The sequence below is a fragment of the Arthrobacter sp. NPDC056493 genome (genome assembly GCF_042795115.1).
Classification (GTDB): domain Bacteria; phylum Actinomycetota; class Actinomycetes; order Actinomycetales; family Micrococcaceae; genus Arthrobacter.
This window is the reverse complement of sequence record NZ_JBHTSL010000022.1, coordinates 1-15,471: the sequence shown is the minus strand read 5'-3', so window position 1 is coordinate 15,471 and position 15,471 is coordinate 1. Positions and strand designations below refer to the sequence as shown.

Sequence of the window (15,471 nt, the reverse complement as noted above, 5' to 3'; positions counted from 1 at the left end):
GCCGCTTGCCCGGTCTCCAACGGGCATGGCCGCCATCGTGGAATTGGCCGGGGTCCACGCGACGTGTTCCCCGGCCAATTCCCCCACGTTAGGCCTTGTAGCCGGATGGCGGGGTGAGAACACCGCGTTCGATGAGCTTTTCGATATTGGCGGCCCGTGTTGAGTCTTCCCGGCCCAGCCAGCCTTCGCTCGGCGGTGCATCGAGGTACTGGTTCTTCGGGTAGATCGGGTTGTCGTAGATGACCCGGTACTGCTCGGTGCGCAGGTCCTTGAACTGGTTGTACAGGCCGTTCGCGACACGGGCGCGGCGGAGCGCCTCGATGTCGATCGTGGTGCAGACGAACGAGTCGCCCGAGGTCCAGCCCTGCTGCTTGGTCAGGATTTGCCCCCGCGGACCGACGATCATGGACTGGCCGCCGAACAGGTCCTGCATGCTTCCGTCCTCACGGACTTCGGGCCCCAGGTTCGGAGCGACGACGTACGCCGAGTTGAACATGGCGTGCGCCCGGTTCTGCAGTTCCCACATGCCGTTTTGGACGGCCGGCTCGATCAGCGTGCCCCGGATGATGATCTCGGCGCCGTTCATCGCGAGCCCACGCGGCACCTCGGGGTAGACACCCTCGTGGCAGATGGCGTAGCCGATGTTGCCGATCTCGGTCTTCGCCACCGGGAAGATGGCGTCCATTGCGTTGCCGTTTCCCTTCTTTTCAATCCACTCATCCCACACGTCGTGCGGGTTCATGTTGCCGAGCATGCCGCCTTCGTAGGCATCGCTGGTGGCCTTGTAGCGCTTGTAGATGATCTCGCCCTGCGGATCGATGATGAAGGCGACATTGAAGTGGCGGTCCGGGAAGTCCTCGTCCTTGACCATGTACAGCTCGGCAGCGATGTAGGTGTTGAGTTCCACCGCTTTTTTCGCCAGCTCGTCCGTCTCCGGCCCCGGGATCGTCACGGCAAAGTGGCGCTCCTTCTCCCGGTTCCCGGGCGTGTTGGCGATCATGCCCTGGATCGCCATTTCGGGCAGGACGACCAGCTTGACCGGAGAGCCCTCCCAGGCCCCGACCATGACTGCCGTGTCGATGAATTCGTTGATGCGTTTGACGTTGGCTACGCCGTCGCCGGGATTTTTCACATTGATGGTCCGCGGCGAAACCGCTACGACGACAAATGGATCGACCATTGTTTTTCTCTCTTTTCTCTTCTTCGAGTACCCGAGTTAGCGCTAACTCACGGTATTCCGGTTAGGTAGGGAATTGCAAGACCTGAGGTCTTTGCGCTTTTCAGGAGGTGGGCTAAAGCCCGTTTATGCAGGCGGGGTGTCCAGCCTGGGTATGGGTGTAGTCAGCCGGCGCGGTTGGTGTCAGCGCTGGCTTCGAGGTGATGCTGTGGTGTCGCGGAGTATGAGGCGCGGTTCCAGCAGGGGGATGTTTCCCTCTGCCTCTTCTTTGATCATGGCCAGAATGCGGGTTACAGCGATGTGGCCGATGGCTTCGAAATCGAGCTTCACCGTGGTTAATGCCGGCCGAAAGAACGGGGCCTCTTTGACATCATCGAAGCCCACAACGCTGACGTCGCCCGGTACATTGCGCCCGGCCTCGTCCATGGCCTTGATTACACCCAGCGCGAAGGGGTCGTTGGCGGCAAAGACCGCCGTAACGTCCTTCCGTGCGGCAAGTTCACGGCCGACGCGGTACCCCTCGGCGGCTGACCAGTCGGACGTTGGGAGCGGGGTCGGAACGAAGCGTCCAGCCGCCCCCAGTTCCGCTGCCCAGCCCTGGACGCGGGAGGATGTTGCCATCCAGCCCGGCGGGCCTTGGACGTGCCACACTGTTTCGTGCCCGAGGTCCAGCAGGTGGCGCACCACCATCCGCGCTCCCCGCACTTCGTCAACGGAGACGCTGGTCGGACTCGGCTGCGATCCTTGCTGGAATGTAACCACGGGAACGCCGATGTCGAGGCCCTCAAGAACCGTTATGGCATCGAGGAGAGGCGCGAGTACGATGACGCCGTCAACCGTGTCCGAGTTGATGGACTCGAAAGCGGCCCGGATATCGTCCCGGCGGAGACTTGCCAGCGTGACTAAACGCGTCGCATAGCCGTGTTGCCGGGCCTCCTCGGAAATACCGTATAAGGCCACCGTTGGCCCCAGGACCGACAGTTCGAAGCTGACAACGCCGATCGTCATGGTCCGGTTACTGGCGAGAGCCGCGGCCGCCGGGTTTCGCCGGTACCGCAGTTGTGCAATGGCCTGCTCGACCCGTTGGCGGATGTCCGGATCCACATTGGATGCCCCCCTGACAACCCGTGACACCGTCTGCTGCGACACGCCGGCGAGCCTGGCAACGTCGGACATCCGGGGGGCCTTTGACCTGGATGCCAGCCGCTCCCCACGACCGTTGGAGGTACGGGTTTCCGAGGGCGCTGGGGTCGTGGACACCACTCCATTATCCCCGGTCACCCTCGACCGGCCCCGCAGCGCGGCGCCGGTCGGCGCGTCAACTGTCACGGGCGCCGGTAGCGCAGGACTTCGGGATGCTGGTCGTATGGCCACTCTGCCCCCTCCACCATGTACTTCCGGGTCGTGTAGCTGCCGTCCATGGTTGATGCCAGCGACGGGGGCCCATCGAAGCCAATGACACCCCACCCGACGCGGTTCTCGTTGCCCCCGTACACCGGGTCGCCGTAGAACCCCTGACGGGTGTTGAGCACTAGCAGCGGGAAGAACTCCAGAAAGTCCTCGTTGACCGGTTGGTTTCCTGCCGGCGCGCCCCCAAGACCGGTCTCGGAGTGTTGCAGCGAGAATGCGTCTGGCTTCGCCGCACCCGATAGTGTCTCGAGCACCGCGTCCTGGTCCCCTGCCGGGAGTTCGATGAACTCGACGTCGGCGCGCTCCTTGGCCAGCCGGTCCAACTCCACGACGCCCTCGCGGTAAAACTCCCGGCGCTGCCTGATGCGTTCCTGCCACGCGGCCTCGTCGCGGCCCTCCATCCGGAGGAACCCGAGGCCGTCCGCGGCCGGGAAGATGAACTGCGTACCCGCCAGCATCCGGTCGATGAAGCGCACCACCGTGGCCTCACGCGCACCCTGGTGGTGGTCGGTGGGGATGATCCGGGCCGAAGCCGCTTCGATCGTCTTCCACTCGTGCTCGGTGAAGAAGACCGGGCCGTCGACGTCCCGGGTTGAGATGGGCACCGTAGCCCATTCCGCCTGTCCCATGTGAGATCTGTCCTTTCGTGTCCTGTGAAGGGTGAATCAGTTTTCGGACCAGCCGTGGCGGTCGACCTGAAGGATCCGGTCAGAGCACCGCCAGGCGTTCGCCATGATCGTCAGGGCCGGGTTGATACCGGTCGCGGTCGGGAAGAAACTCGCGTCGAAAACGTAAAGATTGGGTACCTCGTGGGAGCGGCACCAGCGGTCGACGACGGATGTTGCCGCATCATTGCCCATGCGGGCGGTGCCCAGTTCGTGGGAGGTGTTGCCCGTGATCCGCTCCATGTTGACCGGAATGACCTTCTTCGCCCCCGCGGCCTCGAGGATCTCCCCGTTTTTGGCAACCTGCCACCGTTCCTGGGCGAAGTCGTTGGAGTGGGGCGTGTGGGTAATACGGGCTACCGGCAGACCCCAGGCGTCCTTAACGTTCGGGTCAAGATCGACGCGGTTGTCCTCAACCGGCAAATCATGCAGCAAGACCCCGATCTTCATGCTGTGGTTGAAGAACTCACGGTCCGCGTCCTTGGCCGCCTGGCCCCAGGTCGGCCGGCCGGGGAAGCTCCAGTTCACGGGGTGGCCGATCATCGAAGGGAAGATCAGCGACCCCAGGATGTGGCCGCGGCTCTCATCCGTCTCGTAGAAGTCGAATGAGCACAGGCTCATGTAGTGGCCCGCCCACCCGTACAGCGGGTCGCTGACTTCACGGTCGAACAAGCCAACCGAGAAGGAGTACTGGTGGAAGGTCGCGTTCTTACCGACCATGCCGTTGCCGTTGCCGAGGCCGTCCGGGAAGAGCCCGGACTTCGACATGAGCAGCAGGCGCGGGGTCTCGATGCCGCCGCCACAGACGATCACGGCTTTCGCGTGCTGGACGAACTCGTCGCCGTCTTCGTCCTGGTAGCGGACACCGGTGGCGCGGCCGTCCTTGCCGACGAGGATCTCGCTGACATAGGAGTCGGAGCGGAGGTCATAGCGCCCGGTCGCGACCGCGTCCGGAATGAAGCTGATCAGCGTCGATGACTTGCCGCTGCCCGGGTCCGGGTACTGCTGCCAGAAGCCGTTCTCACTGAAGGGCTGGCGGCCCCGATAGGGTTCGGTCACCATGCCCTGCGGCATCGGGAAGGTGCCATGGCCGAGCTTGGACATCGCGGTGGCGAAGGTCCGCCCGATCTGGCTCAGCGGTGACGGCTTGGTCGGGTAGCCGCGGCTGCGCCAGGCCTCCCACTTGTTCGCCCCCGCCAGGCCCGACGTGCCGAACTCCCACTCAACGCGCGTGTAATACGGTTCCAGCTCGTCATAGGAGATTGGCCAGTCGACCAGGCTCGCGCCCGGAACATCACCGTGCAGGCTGCGCAGCTTGAAATCGCTCTCGGCCATGCGCGGAACCATGCCACCCCAGTGGGTGGTGCCGCCGCCGACGACCTGCGGCGTGGCGGAGAAGTTCGTGATTTCCGCCTCGACCTTATCGTTGGGGCGGTAGGTCCGCGGCTTGACCTTCGGGTCCTGCCAGATGAAGTTCCGGTTGAGGAACTTCAGCTCGTCTCCCGATGCGTGCTCGGGCTTCAGCCATGGCCCCCGTTCCAGGCCCACTACCTTCAGGCCGGCCTCGGACAGCACCTTTGCCGCGGTGGCCCCGCCGGCGCCGGCGCCGACGATGACGACATCGACCGGCTCGGGCTGCTTCTTCCTGGTCATTATTTTGGTTCCTTTCGTAAATTCCTGCTTCGCGCCCCGGCTGTCAGACCGTCACGGCTTCGATGCCGTTCCGGCCGGCGCCTGCAAGAGGCAGTAGCTGGTCCCAGAGTTCCTGCGGGATGTCATGGTTGAGCAGACCGAGGGTTTCTTCGATGCGGCTCGGGCGGGACATTCCGACGATGGTGGACGCCACGCGCTCGTCGCGCACAGAGAACTGCAGGGCAGCTGCGGCGAGTGGGACGCCGTGCTGCCCGCACAACGCTTCCATGCGCAGGACACGGTCGATGGTCGCTTGGTCGACAGGTGCGTAGCAGTAGCGCGGGACGGCCCGCGGTCCCTTGACGAGCATCCCGCCGCCGAACGGGGCGGCGTTGACAAAGGCGACGCCGCGGCGGGCTGCGTCCTCCAGGAGCGGCTCGGCGGTCTGTTCCACGAGGGTGTAGCGGTTGTGGCTGATCACGGCATCGAACGCGTCCGTCGCAAGGTACTGCAGTTCCAGATCGATGGGGCCCCCGGCGACGCCCAGGTACTGGATAACACCCTGGTCCCGGAGGTCGATGAGGGCTTCGAGCGGGCCTCCCTTGGCCACTCCCTCCTCGAACGGGATCTTCTCGGGATCGTGCAGGTAGACGAGCTGGAGCTGGTCGAGGCCGAGGCGCTCGAGGCTTTCCTCGACAGACCTGCGGACGCGGTCACCGGAGAAGTCGGTGCTGCCGGGAACCGGGTCAACCTTCGTGGCGACGACGTGTCCCTCGGGGATGCCGCCGCGCTCGGCGATCGCCCGGCCAATCCGCTCTTCACTTGCACCTCCGCCGTACTCGTTGGACGTGTCGATGAAGGTGAAGTGCCCGTCGAAGACGCGGTGGATCGTGGCGACGGCGGTGTCTTCATCGACCTCGTAACCGTACTGGGCGGGAAAGCTGCCGAGCGCACTCGTGCCGACACAGATATCGGAGACCGTCAGACCGGTGCGGCCGAAGGGGCGAATGGACATGATTCCTGCTTTCTGAAGCTGAATGGGTTGAAGGTGGGTAGGCGGGTAAATCGGCCCGGGTTCTAGGCGGCCTGGCTTCGCCGGAAATGCTTGGAGAAGAAGCCGGAGATCCTCTGGACGCCGCCTGCGCTGGAGAGGAAGACGGCGAGGATGATCACTGCGCCCTTAATCACCAGCTGCGGCTCGGAGGAGATCCCGACGAGGTTCATGATGTTGATGATGGTCGTCAGGATGAACACGCCGATCACTGCGTTCAGCGGATCGCCCTTGCCTCCCATCAGGGAGGCGCCGCCCACGACGACGGCTGCAATGGCGTCCAGTTCGTAACCTACGCCGATGAGGGAGCTTCCCTGCCGCAGCTGGGCCGCGGCGACCAGCCCTGCCAGGCCCGCCAGAACGCCGGAGATGGTGTAGGTGACGATCAGGTTCCGGGCGACCGGCAGGCCCGAAAGCCGTGAGGCCTCCGGGTTGCCGCCAATGGCGTAGAGCGAGCGGCCGAACGTCGTGTACTTGGCTACGAGGGCGGCGGCCACGGCAACGATGATGAAGATCAGAACCGGGTTGCGGATGCCGAGAAAGCTGCCGCGGGAGAAGGCCTCAATGAGCCCCTGGTCGCGGATCTCGATCAGGCTTGTTGACTGGATAATGTAGCTGAAGCCCTTGACGGCGCTCATCATGGCCAGCGTCGCGATGAACGGGGGAATATTCAACCACACGACGAGGACGCCGTTGATCAGTCCGGCAAGAGCGCAGCAGGCAAGCACGAACACGACAGACGCGCCGGCGGGCATTCCGGCCTGCAAGGTCAGTGCCGTAAGGACCGTGGACATCGCCAGGATCGAGCCTACGGAGAGGTCAATGCCGCCCGTGAGTATGACGAAGTATTGGCCGATCGCGAGCACGACGACGATCGAGGCGGCCGTAATCACGTTTTCGGCGTTGCGGAACGTCAGGAAGTCGTCCGATACGTAATAGCCGACCGCGATAATCACGAGGAGCACCAGGATGAGGTAGCTCTTTGGCAGGGCGCGCAGGGCGCTGCCCCGCAGGCGCGAGGCGATACTCGGGGATGGGGACGTGGTGTCACTGCGCTGAGGCAGGGGCGACAGGGTCCGGGACATGGTTGTTCTCCTGGATAGAAGTCTGGTGGATGGGCGCCGTCAGGCGAAGCGCTCGAGGATGGCGTTGCCGGAGGGGTCGATGTCGTCGTGGTCGAGTTCTGCGACGACTCGGCCACGGGCCAAGATTAGGACGCGATCGCACATCATCGCCTCGGTGATCTCCGAGCTCGCCACTACGACGGTTCCTCCGGCCTGCGCGAATTCGCGAATGAGCTCGTACATGTCTTCCTTAGCCCCGACGTCCACTCCGCGGGTCGGTTCGTCACACACGAGGATGCGTGATTGGCGGACAAGCCACCGGGCCAGGATGGCTTTCTGCTGGGTCCCGCCACTTAGTGTCTTCAGGGGCTGGGTCACCCCGGATACTTTCATGCCGAGGCGGTCGACCATGTCGGCCGCGGTGCTGCGTTCCCGCCGTGACTGGATCACGCTCAGCCGGCTGAACTGCGGCAGGCTGGCCAGGGTAATGTTGCCGGCCACACCCATGTCAGGGATGAAGCCGGCGGCCTTCCGGTCCTGCGGCAGCAGCCCGATCCCGCGGCGGATCGCGTCCCGCGGCGCACGGAAGTCCACCGTCCGCCCGTCGACGCTTATCTCTCCGGAGGTCCGCCGCCGCGCACCCGCAATGAGGCCAGCCAGTTCTGACTGGCCGCTGCCGATCAGCCCGGAGAGTCCGAGGACCTCGCCCTCGCGCAGTTCGAACGACACCTTGTCCACGTACCCCTGCTCCGAGAGGTCACCGGTGGAGAGGATGACCCTCTCCCGGGGGCCGGGACCGAGGCGCGGCGAGCGTTCTCCACGCAATGCCGCGTCGGCAATCGATCCTTCAAGGCTCTTCCCGACCATCGCGGTGACGACGTCGGAGGGCTTGGAGTCCGCCGTCTTCAGATCCGCGGCGTTCACACCGTCGCGCAGCACGGTCACTGCATCACAGAGCGAGAAGAGCTCATCCATACGGTGGGAAATGTACAGCAGCGTCACGCCCTGCTCCGACAGGGACCGCAGGACGGTGAAGAGCCGCTCGACATCGGGCATCGGCAACGTAGATGTCGGCTCGTCCAGCAGAAGGACCCGTGCGTCCTTGTGCAGCGCTTTGGCAAGTTCCACCGCCTGCTGCTCTGCCGTGGAGTAGCTGCCGACGGGGCGGCGCACGTCAAGGTCGAAACCCACCCGGTCCAGGGCCGCCCGTGCCTGCGCCTGCATCCGCTGCCAGTCCACCGCCGCCCTGCCGCGCAGTGGCAGCTGGCCCAGGAAAATGTTCTCGGCCACGGACAGGGAAGGAACGAGCGAGAGTTCCTGGTAGATGGTGTGAATACCAGCCTGCTGGGCATCCATTGGATCCCGGAAACGCTGGAGCTCACCACCCAGGCGGATGCCCCCGGAGTCCGGGGATTCGGCGCCGGAAAGGATCTTGACGAGCGTGGACTTGCCGGCCCCGTTTTGCCCGGCCAACGCATGGATCGATCCGCGGCCGACGCTGAAGCTGACGCCCTTCAGCGCCTTCACGCCAGGGTAAGACTTGGTGATGGCCTCGAGTTCGAGCTCCGGGGCACTTGAAAGGGATTCTCCCGCGGTCCCGGTGGCTGATGTCACCGGTGCCTGATTGTTGGCGGACATAGATGTTCCTTATCTGGGACTTTCGGGGCCGAACGGGCCGGCTGTAGATTGCTGTCCGGGCCTGCAGGTTTAGTCCTTGGCGCGGACGTAGGTGTCGCCGGGGACGTAGTACTTGGCCGCGTCAGCGGGCGTGACCACGGTCGTATCGATGTACTTGGTCTTGCCCGGGCACTGGGACTGGTCACTCTGGGCAGCGGCAACTGCCATGCGCACGGCTGCAGCTCCCTGGTCCCACGGCTGGTTGGACGCGTCCGCCTGCAGAGGTCCCTTTGGGTTGTCCACCATCTCCTTGATGGCTCCCATGCCGCCGTCATAGCTGGCCATGATGATCCCATCCCCCCACAGGCCGGCCTGCTGCAGGCCCTGCACGATGCCGCCATGCATGACATCGCTCATGCTGTAGATGACCTTGAGGTCGGGATTGGCCGTGGCGACATCACGGATCGGCGCCAGGGCCTTGTCCGGCTTCCACTCCCCGTACTTGGTGTCAAGCTTCACGGTGGTGACGCCTGGATGCTTCTGCATGACGCTGTTCCAGCCCGTCAGGAAGCCATTGAACCGAAGGTCGCTCAGCACATCGCCCGGGAAGCCTCCAATCCCGACGATCTTGATCTTCCCCTTGTCCCCAAACTTCTCAAGTGCCCGCTGTGCAGCCACCTTGCCCGCGAGCGAACCGGTTTGCTCCTGGTCCTCCGCGACGTAGCAGAACATGTCCGGAACCAGAGACTTATCTACACTCGAATTGACTGTCACAACCGGGATGCCCGCGTCTTTCAATGCCTGAATTGACGGGCCGACCCCGATCGGGTCATTCGGATTCATGACGACGACGTCAACGCCCTTGGTGATCAGGGTTTGGACATCGGCATTTTGCCGCACAGTGTCGCCATTGGCGTCCAGGAGTTCAAGCCGCGCCCCGACCTTGCCGGCCTCAGCCTGGCCGCCCTCAACGAGGGTTTTCCACCAGTCGCTGCCGCTGATGCCGCGCTGGCTCCAGCCGATAACCAGCCCCTTGCCGGAGGCTTTCTCAGCCCCGCCGTCCGCGGCGGCGCCACCTTTGCAGCCGGCCAGCCCGAGCGTGCCGACCGTCAGGATGGAAGCACACAGTGCCACTGTGGCAAGCCTTTTGTTTCGACGGCTTCCAGTTCCAATTCTCTGCATGAACAACACTCCCTCGTGTTCGTGATCGCCCCGGCTGTGGGGCTTAGTGAGATAAGTTACAGGCTGAGTTAGCGCACTATCAAGACCTTTCCGAAAATTTGTTAAAAATAGATGGATCACTGGCTTTTCCTTCAAAAACCGCTCAAAATGGGGGAAGATCCGATGCGCTCGAGCGCGACACGCTTGGTTAAGGTGCTGATTTATCGCTAACTCGAATCACGGTTGTTCCCCTCGGTGCCGTCGAAGCGGCCCTGGCAACAAGGCAGGAAAGATGTGTTCAGATCCAGTTGGCATGACCCGGTTGAAGGAACAGGCCGGTCACGTACTGCCATGACGCCAAGCGACAGGCTTCCCGCGGAAACCGAAATGAAAAATGCAGGCAATAGCCGTGCTGAGGCACCCCACAACCGCGTATCGATTGTGGACGTCGCCGTGCTGGCAGGAGTCTCGACCCAGACCGTGTCGCGGGTTGCCAACGGGAGCCCCGAGGTGCGCGACGTCACCCGCCGGCACGTTATTGCGGCCATGAACGAGCTGGGCTACCGGCCCAACAGCGCGGCCCGGGCGCTTAAGCGCGGCAGCTTCCGGACCATCGGCGTGATCACGTTTTCCCTGTCCTCGCTGGGGAACATGCGCACCCTGGAGGCGATTGCCTTCCACGCCGCCAGGCAGGACTTCGCCATCACACTTCTCCCGGTCACCGCACCGACGCAGGCCGGGATCCAGGGCGCGTTCTCCCGGATGGGGGAACTCGCCGTCGACGCAGTCATCGCCATCATGGAGGTCCACCTCCTGGACGCAGCGACAGTGACGCTGCCCCCGGGAGTGAAGGTCGTCGTCGTGGATTCCGACGCTGGCGAACAGTACAGCGTGGTGGACACCGACCAGGCCGACGGCGCCCACAAAGCCGTCCAGCACCTGCTGGACCTCGGACACGAGGCGGTCTGGCACGTCGCCGGCCCCGAGGAATCCTTCGCCAGCGAACGCCGTGCCGCCGCCTGGCGCGCCACCCTCACCGCCGCAGGCAAACCAGTCCCGCCCGTGATCCGCGGCGACTGGTCAGCCGACTCCGGCTACGACGCCGGGCTCCGGCTCGCCGACGAACCCGGCTGCACCGCCGTGTTCGCCGCCAACGACCACATGGCCCTCGGCCTGCTCCGGGCCTTCCGCGAAAAAGGAAAATCCGTCCCCGAAGACATCAGCCTGGTCGGCTTCGACGACGTCCCAGAAGCCTCCTCCTACACTCCCCCGCTCACCACCGTCCACCAGAACTTCGCCGACATCGGCGAACGCTGCGTCGACAACATCCTCCAGGAACTCCGCACCCACACCACCGGACCCGGCATCACCCTCGTCCCGGCCCAACTCGTGGTCCGCCAAAGCACAGCCCACCCGAAGACATGAAATCTCGCAACCCTCGACTTACGGGCCAGTACTTCCGCTTCCGCCAGCACCTTTGCCGGAGCAACGGCAGACAGTACACACCCAGGACAAACACCCGGGACGGCGGACAGACTGCCCCTAGTCCTTATGCGTCACATTTTGGTAGGCCAGCGCGTTGCTGGCGGCGGCGGCGGCACGCGCCACGATGGGACCCAGCCTGGGCACGTCACCGGGCGTTATGCGCTGAGTGGGAAATCCCAGTCCCAGCACACCGGCGAGCCGGCCGGTATGGTCAAAAACGGGTGCGCTGACCGATCCGACGTCTTCGTTGCGCTCACCGAAGGCTGCGTAGTAACCCTGCTCCCGGGCTGCCTGCGCCTGCGCCCGGAGTAGCTCGAGGGTGCCGGGGGTGGCAGGGGTGTAGCGGCTCAATTCCGCTTCCCCCAACGAACTCCAGGCGTCCGGGTCATACGCGAGAAAAATTTTGCCAGGAGCTCCGGCGTGAAGGGGCATCACCATTCCGACCATGAAAGGCCGCATTACCACGTGGCGGGTTTCTGCAACCGCGACCACCGTTCGGAATGCCCCGTCCCTGACGTAGAGGCATGCACTTTCGCCTGTCTCGTCGCGCAGTTGCTGCAGCACGGGCTTGACCAGCTTGACGAGGTCGAGCCCAAGGGTGCCGGGCGCGGCCCAGCGGACCATGCCGATCCCGATCCGGTACCGGTCTCCGTCCCGGTCCAGAAATCCTTCCCGGACCATGTTCTGAACGAGCCGCTGGCAGGTACTGGAGGGCAGTCCGGTCTGCCGGATGATCTGCTGGAGGGTCGGCTCGGGTTCGCCGACTGAGAAACAGCCCAGAATCTCGGCGACCTTGTGAAGCACCAGAAGAGGTGAGGAGCTTGAGCCTTGGTCCGATGACACGGTGATCCCTTCTGCCCTTATTCCGCACCCTGCGGGGATTCCATCCTAGACAGACCGGAAGCGATGATCCGGCGGCTCTCCCTGAGGCGCCGTGTGATCTGTTTGACATTCCGGCCACTGAACCCACATCATGGGACATCAACCCGGATTGTGGGTTTTCCTGTCAGCACAACGTCGTGGAGAAAACGATGAGCACCCCTGAAGTCACCTGTGAAATTGCCGCCGAGCCCAAGCGTCCAGGCGCCTCCCGCGTCGGCCTGATCGTTCCCAGTTCGAACACCACCATGGAAACCGAGCTGCCCGAGCTCTTCCGCCGCCAGTCCGAGGCCACCGGGCACAAGTACACCTTCCACTCCGCCAGGGCGGGCATGAAGAACGTCAACCGTGAAGAGCTTCTGGCGATGGTGGGCAAGGCTGCGGGCTGCGCCGAAGCCGTGTCGGACGCCGACGTGGACGTCATCGCCTACGCCTGCCTCGTGGCTGTCATGGCGCAGGGGCCGGGAGCCCATGCCGGGTCCGAAGAGGTCATCGCCGCTGCTGCAGCCGGGAACGGGCACCCGGCACCGGTCACCAGCAGCGCCGGAGCGCTGGTACGAACCCTTCAGGAGATGGGCGTCCGGAAGGTTGCCATGATCACCCCGTACATGAAGCCGCTGACCCAGATGGTGGTCGAGTACATCGAGGGCGCCGGAATCACGGTCCTGGACGCAACCAGTCTCGAAGTAGCCGACAACCTGGCAGTCGGCTGCCTGGACCCGCAGAATCTGCCGGGTATCGCGCGTAACCTCAAGCGCGAAGGCGCGCAGGCCATTGTTCTTTCCGCCTGCGTCCAGATGCCTTCACTCCCGGCGGTCCAGGCTGTTGAAGATGAACTCGGTTTGCCGGTCATCACCGCGGCGACGGCAACGACGTACGAGATCCTGAAAGCCCTGGGCCACGCTCCGGCTATTGCGGGTGCCGGCAGCCTGCTCTCGGGAACGCGCGCCCTGACCGGCGCGACGATCTAAGCGGACCCCCATGTCCACCTCCCTTATCGCGTTCATTATCCTTGTGGCCGCCTTTGCCATCGGTTCGTTCACCAGGATCAATGCCGGACTGATTGCCCTAGTTGCCGCCTTCGGCGTCGGCACCATGCTCGTTGGCATGCCCATCAAGGAAGTCATCGGCCAGTTCCCGGCCGGCCTGTTCTTCATCCTCGTCGGCGCCACCTTGCTCTTCGCCATCGTGAGGATCAACGGCACCATCGACCTGCTCGCCTACTGGGCCGAGCGCCTCGCCGGCAACCGGAAGGTGCTCGTTCCCATCCTGATGTTCCTTCTGACCGCCGTTCTCGCCTCGGCAGGGGCCTTCACGCCGGCCGCCATCGCGATCGTCGCTCCGGTGGCCCTGGCGCTTGGTCTCCGGTTCGGCATCAGTACGCTGGCCATGGGCCTGGTCATCGTCCAGGGTGCAAACGCCGGCGCATTCTCACCGGTCAACCCCTTCGGCGTCCTCGCCAATGTCATGCTCGATGAGGCAGGAGCATCCGCCGATTCCCTGAAGCTGTACGTTTACTGCTTCGTGTTCAACGCCGTCCTCGCGGTCCTCGCTTACGTCCTTGTGCAGTGGATCATGAAACGCCGCGCTGCACGGGAAAGCGGTGATGAATCGGCCGCGACCGGAGCCGATGCCAGCCAGGACCCCGTACGTCCAGGGGCGGACCGGAGCACTGCCGGCGGCCCGGGGACCTCGGTGCTCACCGTTGCAGCACCGGCGCAGGTGGCCACCGACCCGGCTTCGCGTCAGGGCCCGATCAAGGTCGCCGCAACACCGATACGGGTCCTGACCCTGTTCGGCCTGGGAGGGTTGCTGGTATTGACGACGGTTATGGGCATCGACGTCGGAGTGGCTTCGCTCGTCGTCGCCCTGGTGCTGATCTGCGTGAAGCCAGGCGTGCAGAAGCCTGCCGTGGAGAGCATGCCCTGGTCCGCCATCATTCTGGTCACCGGTATCGTCACCTATGTGGGCCTGCTCGAAGAAATGGGAGCCCTGAAGGAACTGGAGGCAGGTATCGCCGGTTTGGGCGACAGTTCCCTCGCCGCCCTGATCGCCAGCTACGTGGTCGCGGTCGTCTCCGCCTTCGCCTCCACTACCGGCACTCTTGGAGTGATCAGTCCGATTGTCACTCCCATCGCAATGGATCCGGTGCTCTCCCCCATCGGCGTGATCACGGCGATCGCCATCAGTTCCTCCGTGGTGGACGTCAGCCCGATGTCCACCAGCGGGGCGCTGCTCATGGCCAGCGCCCAGCCCAAGGATGAGCGGATGTTCTTCCGGGCCCTGCTGCTCTGGGCGATCGCGATGATCGGTATGGTGCCGCTCCTCGTCTGGGTCATCTTCGTCCAGCTCGGCCTCGGCTAACCAACAAGCCCCGTTGCGGGGGTGCCCGGGACCATACAGGCACCCCGCAACGGCTCAGTCCTCCGAGCGGTCCTGCAGGCGGAATCCGCCAGGCCAATCGTCCCTGCGGATCCGCTTCATTTCCCTGACCGACCCCGTGGTGCCCCACTCATCGAGCCCTAACCGTGCCAGCGGCTCCAGCAGGTCGATCCGCGGGTGGCTGCCATCCAGAACGCCCGAATCAACCACGGCATGGGTGACCTCCCCGAACACCAAAACACAGTCACCGATCAGCAACGTACTGTGCAGCCGGCACTCCAGGGCCACCGGCGACTCAGCGACCCTGGCCACGCCGACAGTGCTCCCTGCTTCCCGTGTCAGGCCGGCCGCGTCGAACTCACTCACGTCCGGTGGAAAATTCGTGCCCGTGGCATTCACCTCGGCCATCAGCCCGGCAGGTGCCAGGTTCACCACAAACTCTCCCCGCGTGCGGATGTTACGCAGCGAATCCTTCTCCCCCACCGAGGTGAACTGGACGATCGGCGGATCCACTGATGCAACAGTAAAGAAGGAATGTGGAGCGAGATTGTCCACGCCCTCAGCCGACCTGCTCGAGACCCACGCAATCGGCCGGGGAACAACAACGGCTGTCAACAGCCGGTAAAAGTCCCGCGAAGACAGTTCGCCGGGATCAAAATCTTTTCGCATGACTTCAGCCTACGCAGGCAACACAACGGCGAAGGTATCCCGAAGACATTCGGGCTCGAGAGCATTCGGCTTCCCGTCCACAGCCCATCCCGAGTCCCTCAAGGTTTGCCGAAGGTAAACGGTTGTCGGGTCGCCCCCTGCCGGAAGGTCTGCCCCCGCCGGCTGGCGGGGGCAGGGCGAAATCAGCCGGCGTAGGGGTCGGCGATGCCGATGTACTGCGTGTAGAGGTATTCCTCGATGCCCTCCAGGCCGCCTTCACGGCCCAGGCCGGACTGCTTG

Annotated in this window: 13 protein-coding genes; 3 read left to right on the top strand and 10 right to left on the bottom strand. The window is 64.2% G+C overall.

Annotation, left to right across the window (positions count from 1 at the left end; translation table 11 throughout):
• Positions 1–88 precede the first annotated feature (88 nt).
• From ACFQ50_RS11155 to ACFQ50_RS11120, 8 genes are all read right to left on the bottom strand, one after another.
• Positions 89–1,180, bottom strand: coding sequence for a nitrilase-related carbon-nitrogen hydrolase (locus ACFQ50_RS11155; RefSeq protein ID WP_377995589.1), 1,092 nt, complete (start codon positions 1,178–1,180; stop codon positions 89–91).
• 180 nt (positions 1,181–1,360) lie between these two features.
• Entirely contained in the window at positions 1,361–2,353 is a 993-nt protein-coding gene (locus ACFQ50_RS11150) for a LacI family DNA-binding transcriptional regulator (RefSeq protein WP_377995588.1), read from the bottom strand.
• A 149-nt stretch (positions 2,354–2,502) separates the two neighbouring features.
• A complete protein-coding gene (locus ACFQ50_RS11145; RefSeq protein ID WP_377995587.1) occupies positions 2,503–3,216 on the bottom strand; it encodes a gluconate 2-dehydrogenase subunit 3 family protein in 714 nt (237 codons plus the stop codon).
• Positions 3,217–3,252: 36 nt separating this feature from the next.
• Entirely contained in the window at positions 3,253–4,905 is a 1,653-nt protein-coding gene (locus ACFQ50_RS11140; protein ID WP_377995586.1) for a GMC family oxidoreductase, read from the bottom strand.
• Positions 4,906–4,948: 43 nt separating this feature from the next.
• Complete coding sequence (locus tag ACFQ50_RS11135; protein WP_377995585.1) at positions 4,949–5,899, bottom strand: aldo/keto reductase; 951 nt, start codon at positions 5,897–5,899, stop codon at positions 4,949–4,951.
• 62 nt (positions 5,900–5,961) lie between these two features.
• Positions 5,962–7,020, bottom strand: a complete 1,059-nt coding sequence (locus tag ACFQ50_RS11130; RefSeq protein ID WP_377995584.1) for an ABC transporter permease — start codon at positions 7,018–7,020, stop codon at positions 5,962–5,964.
• A gap of 39 nt (positions 7,021–7,059) precedes the next feature.
• Positions 7,060–8,637: a sugar ABC transporter ATP-binding protein gene (locus ACFQ50_RS11125; protein WP_377995583.1), complete on the bottom strand. Its 1,578-nt coding sequence runs from the start codon at positions 8,635–8,637 to the stop codon at positions 7,060–7,062.
• Between the two features lie 69 nt (positions 8,638–8,706).
• Positions 8,707–9,750, bottom strand: a complete 1,044-nt coding sequence (locus tag ACFQ50_RS11120; protein WP_377995582.1) for a sugar ABC transporter substrate-binding protein — start codon at positions 9,748–9,750, stop codon at positions 8,707–8,709.
• A 414-nt stretch (positions 9,751–10,164) separates the two neighbouring features.
• Between ACFQ50_RS11120 and ACFQ50_RS11115 the strand changes: the two genes are divergently transcribed.
• Positions 10,165–11,202: a LacI family DNA-binding transcriptional regulator gene (locus ACFQ50_RS11115; RefSeq protein WP_377995581.1), complete on the top strand. Its 1,038-nt coding sequence runs from the start codon at positions 10,165–10,167 to the stop codon at positions 11,200–11,202.
• A 117-nt stretch (positions 11,203–11,319) separates the two neighbouring features.
• Here the strand turns inward: ACFQ50_RS11115 and ACFQ50_RS11110 are convergent, their stop codons facing one another.
• Positions 11,320–12,105 carry an IclR family transcriptional regulator gene (locus ACFQ50_RS11110; protein WP_377995580.1) on the bottom strand — a complete coding sequence of 262 codons (786 nt, stop codon included), beginning with the start codon at positions 12,103–12,105 and terminating at the stop codon, positions 11,320–11,322.
• Positions 12,106–12,293: 188 nt separating this feature from the next.
• On the opposite strand from ACFQ50_RS11110, the gene ACFQ50_RS11105 reads away from it, so the two are divergent.
• Both ACFQ50_RS11105 and ACFQ50_RS11100 read left to right on the top strand, forming a co-directional pair.
• The gene (locus ACFQ50_RS11105) at positions 12,294–13,112 is read left to right on the top strand and encodes an Asp/Glu racemase (RefSeq protein ID WP_377995579.1); all 819 of its coding nucleotides are present in this window, start codon (positions 12,294–12,296) and stop codon (positions 13,110–13,112) included.
• A gap of 10 nt (positions 13,113–13,122) precedes the next feature.
• Entirely contained in the window at positions 13,123–14,505 is a 1,383-nt protein-coding gene (locus ACFQ50_RS11100) for an SLC13 family permease (RefSeq protein ID WP_377995578.1), read from the top strand.
• A gap of 54 nt (positions 14,506–14,559) precedes the next feature.
• On the opposite strand, the gene ACFQ50_RS11095 is transcribed toward ACFQ50_RS11100, so the two are convergent.
• Positions 14,560–15,192 (bottom strand): flavin reductase family protein, encoded by a 633-nt coding sequence (locus ACFQ50_RS11095; RefSeq protein WP_377995577.1) that lies wholly within the window; start codon positions 15,190–15,192, stop codon positions 14,560–14,562.
• Positions 15,193–15,471 lie beyond the last annotated feature (279 nt).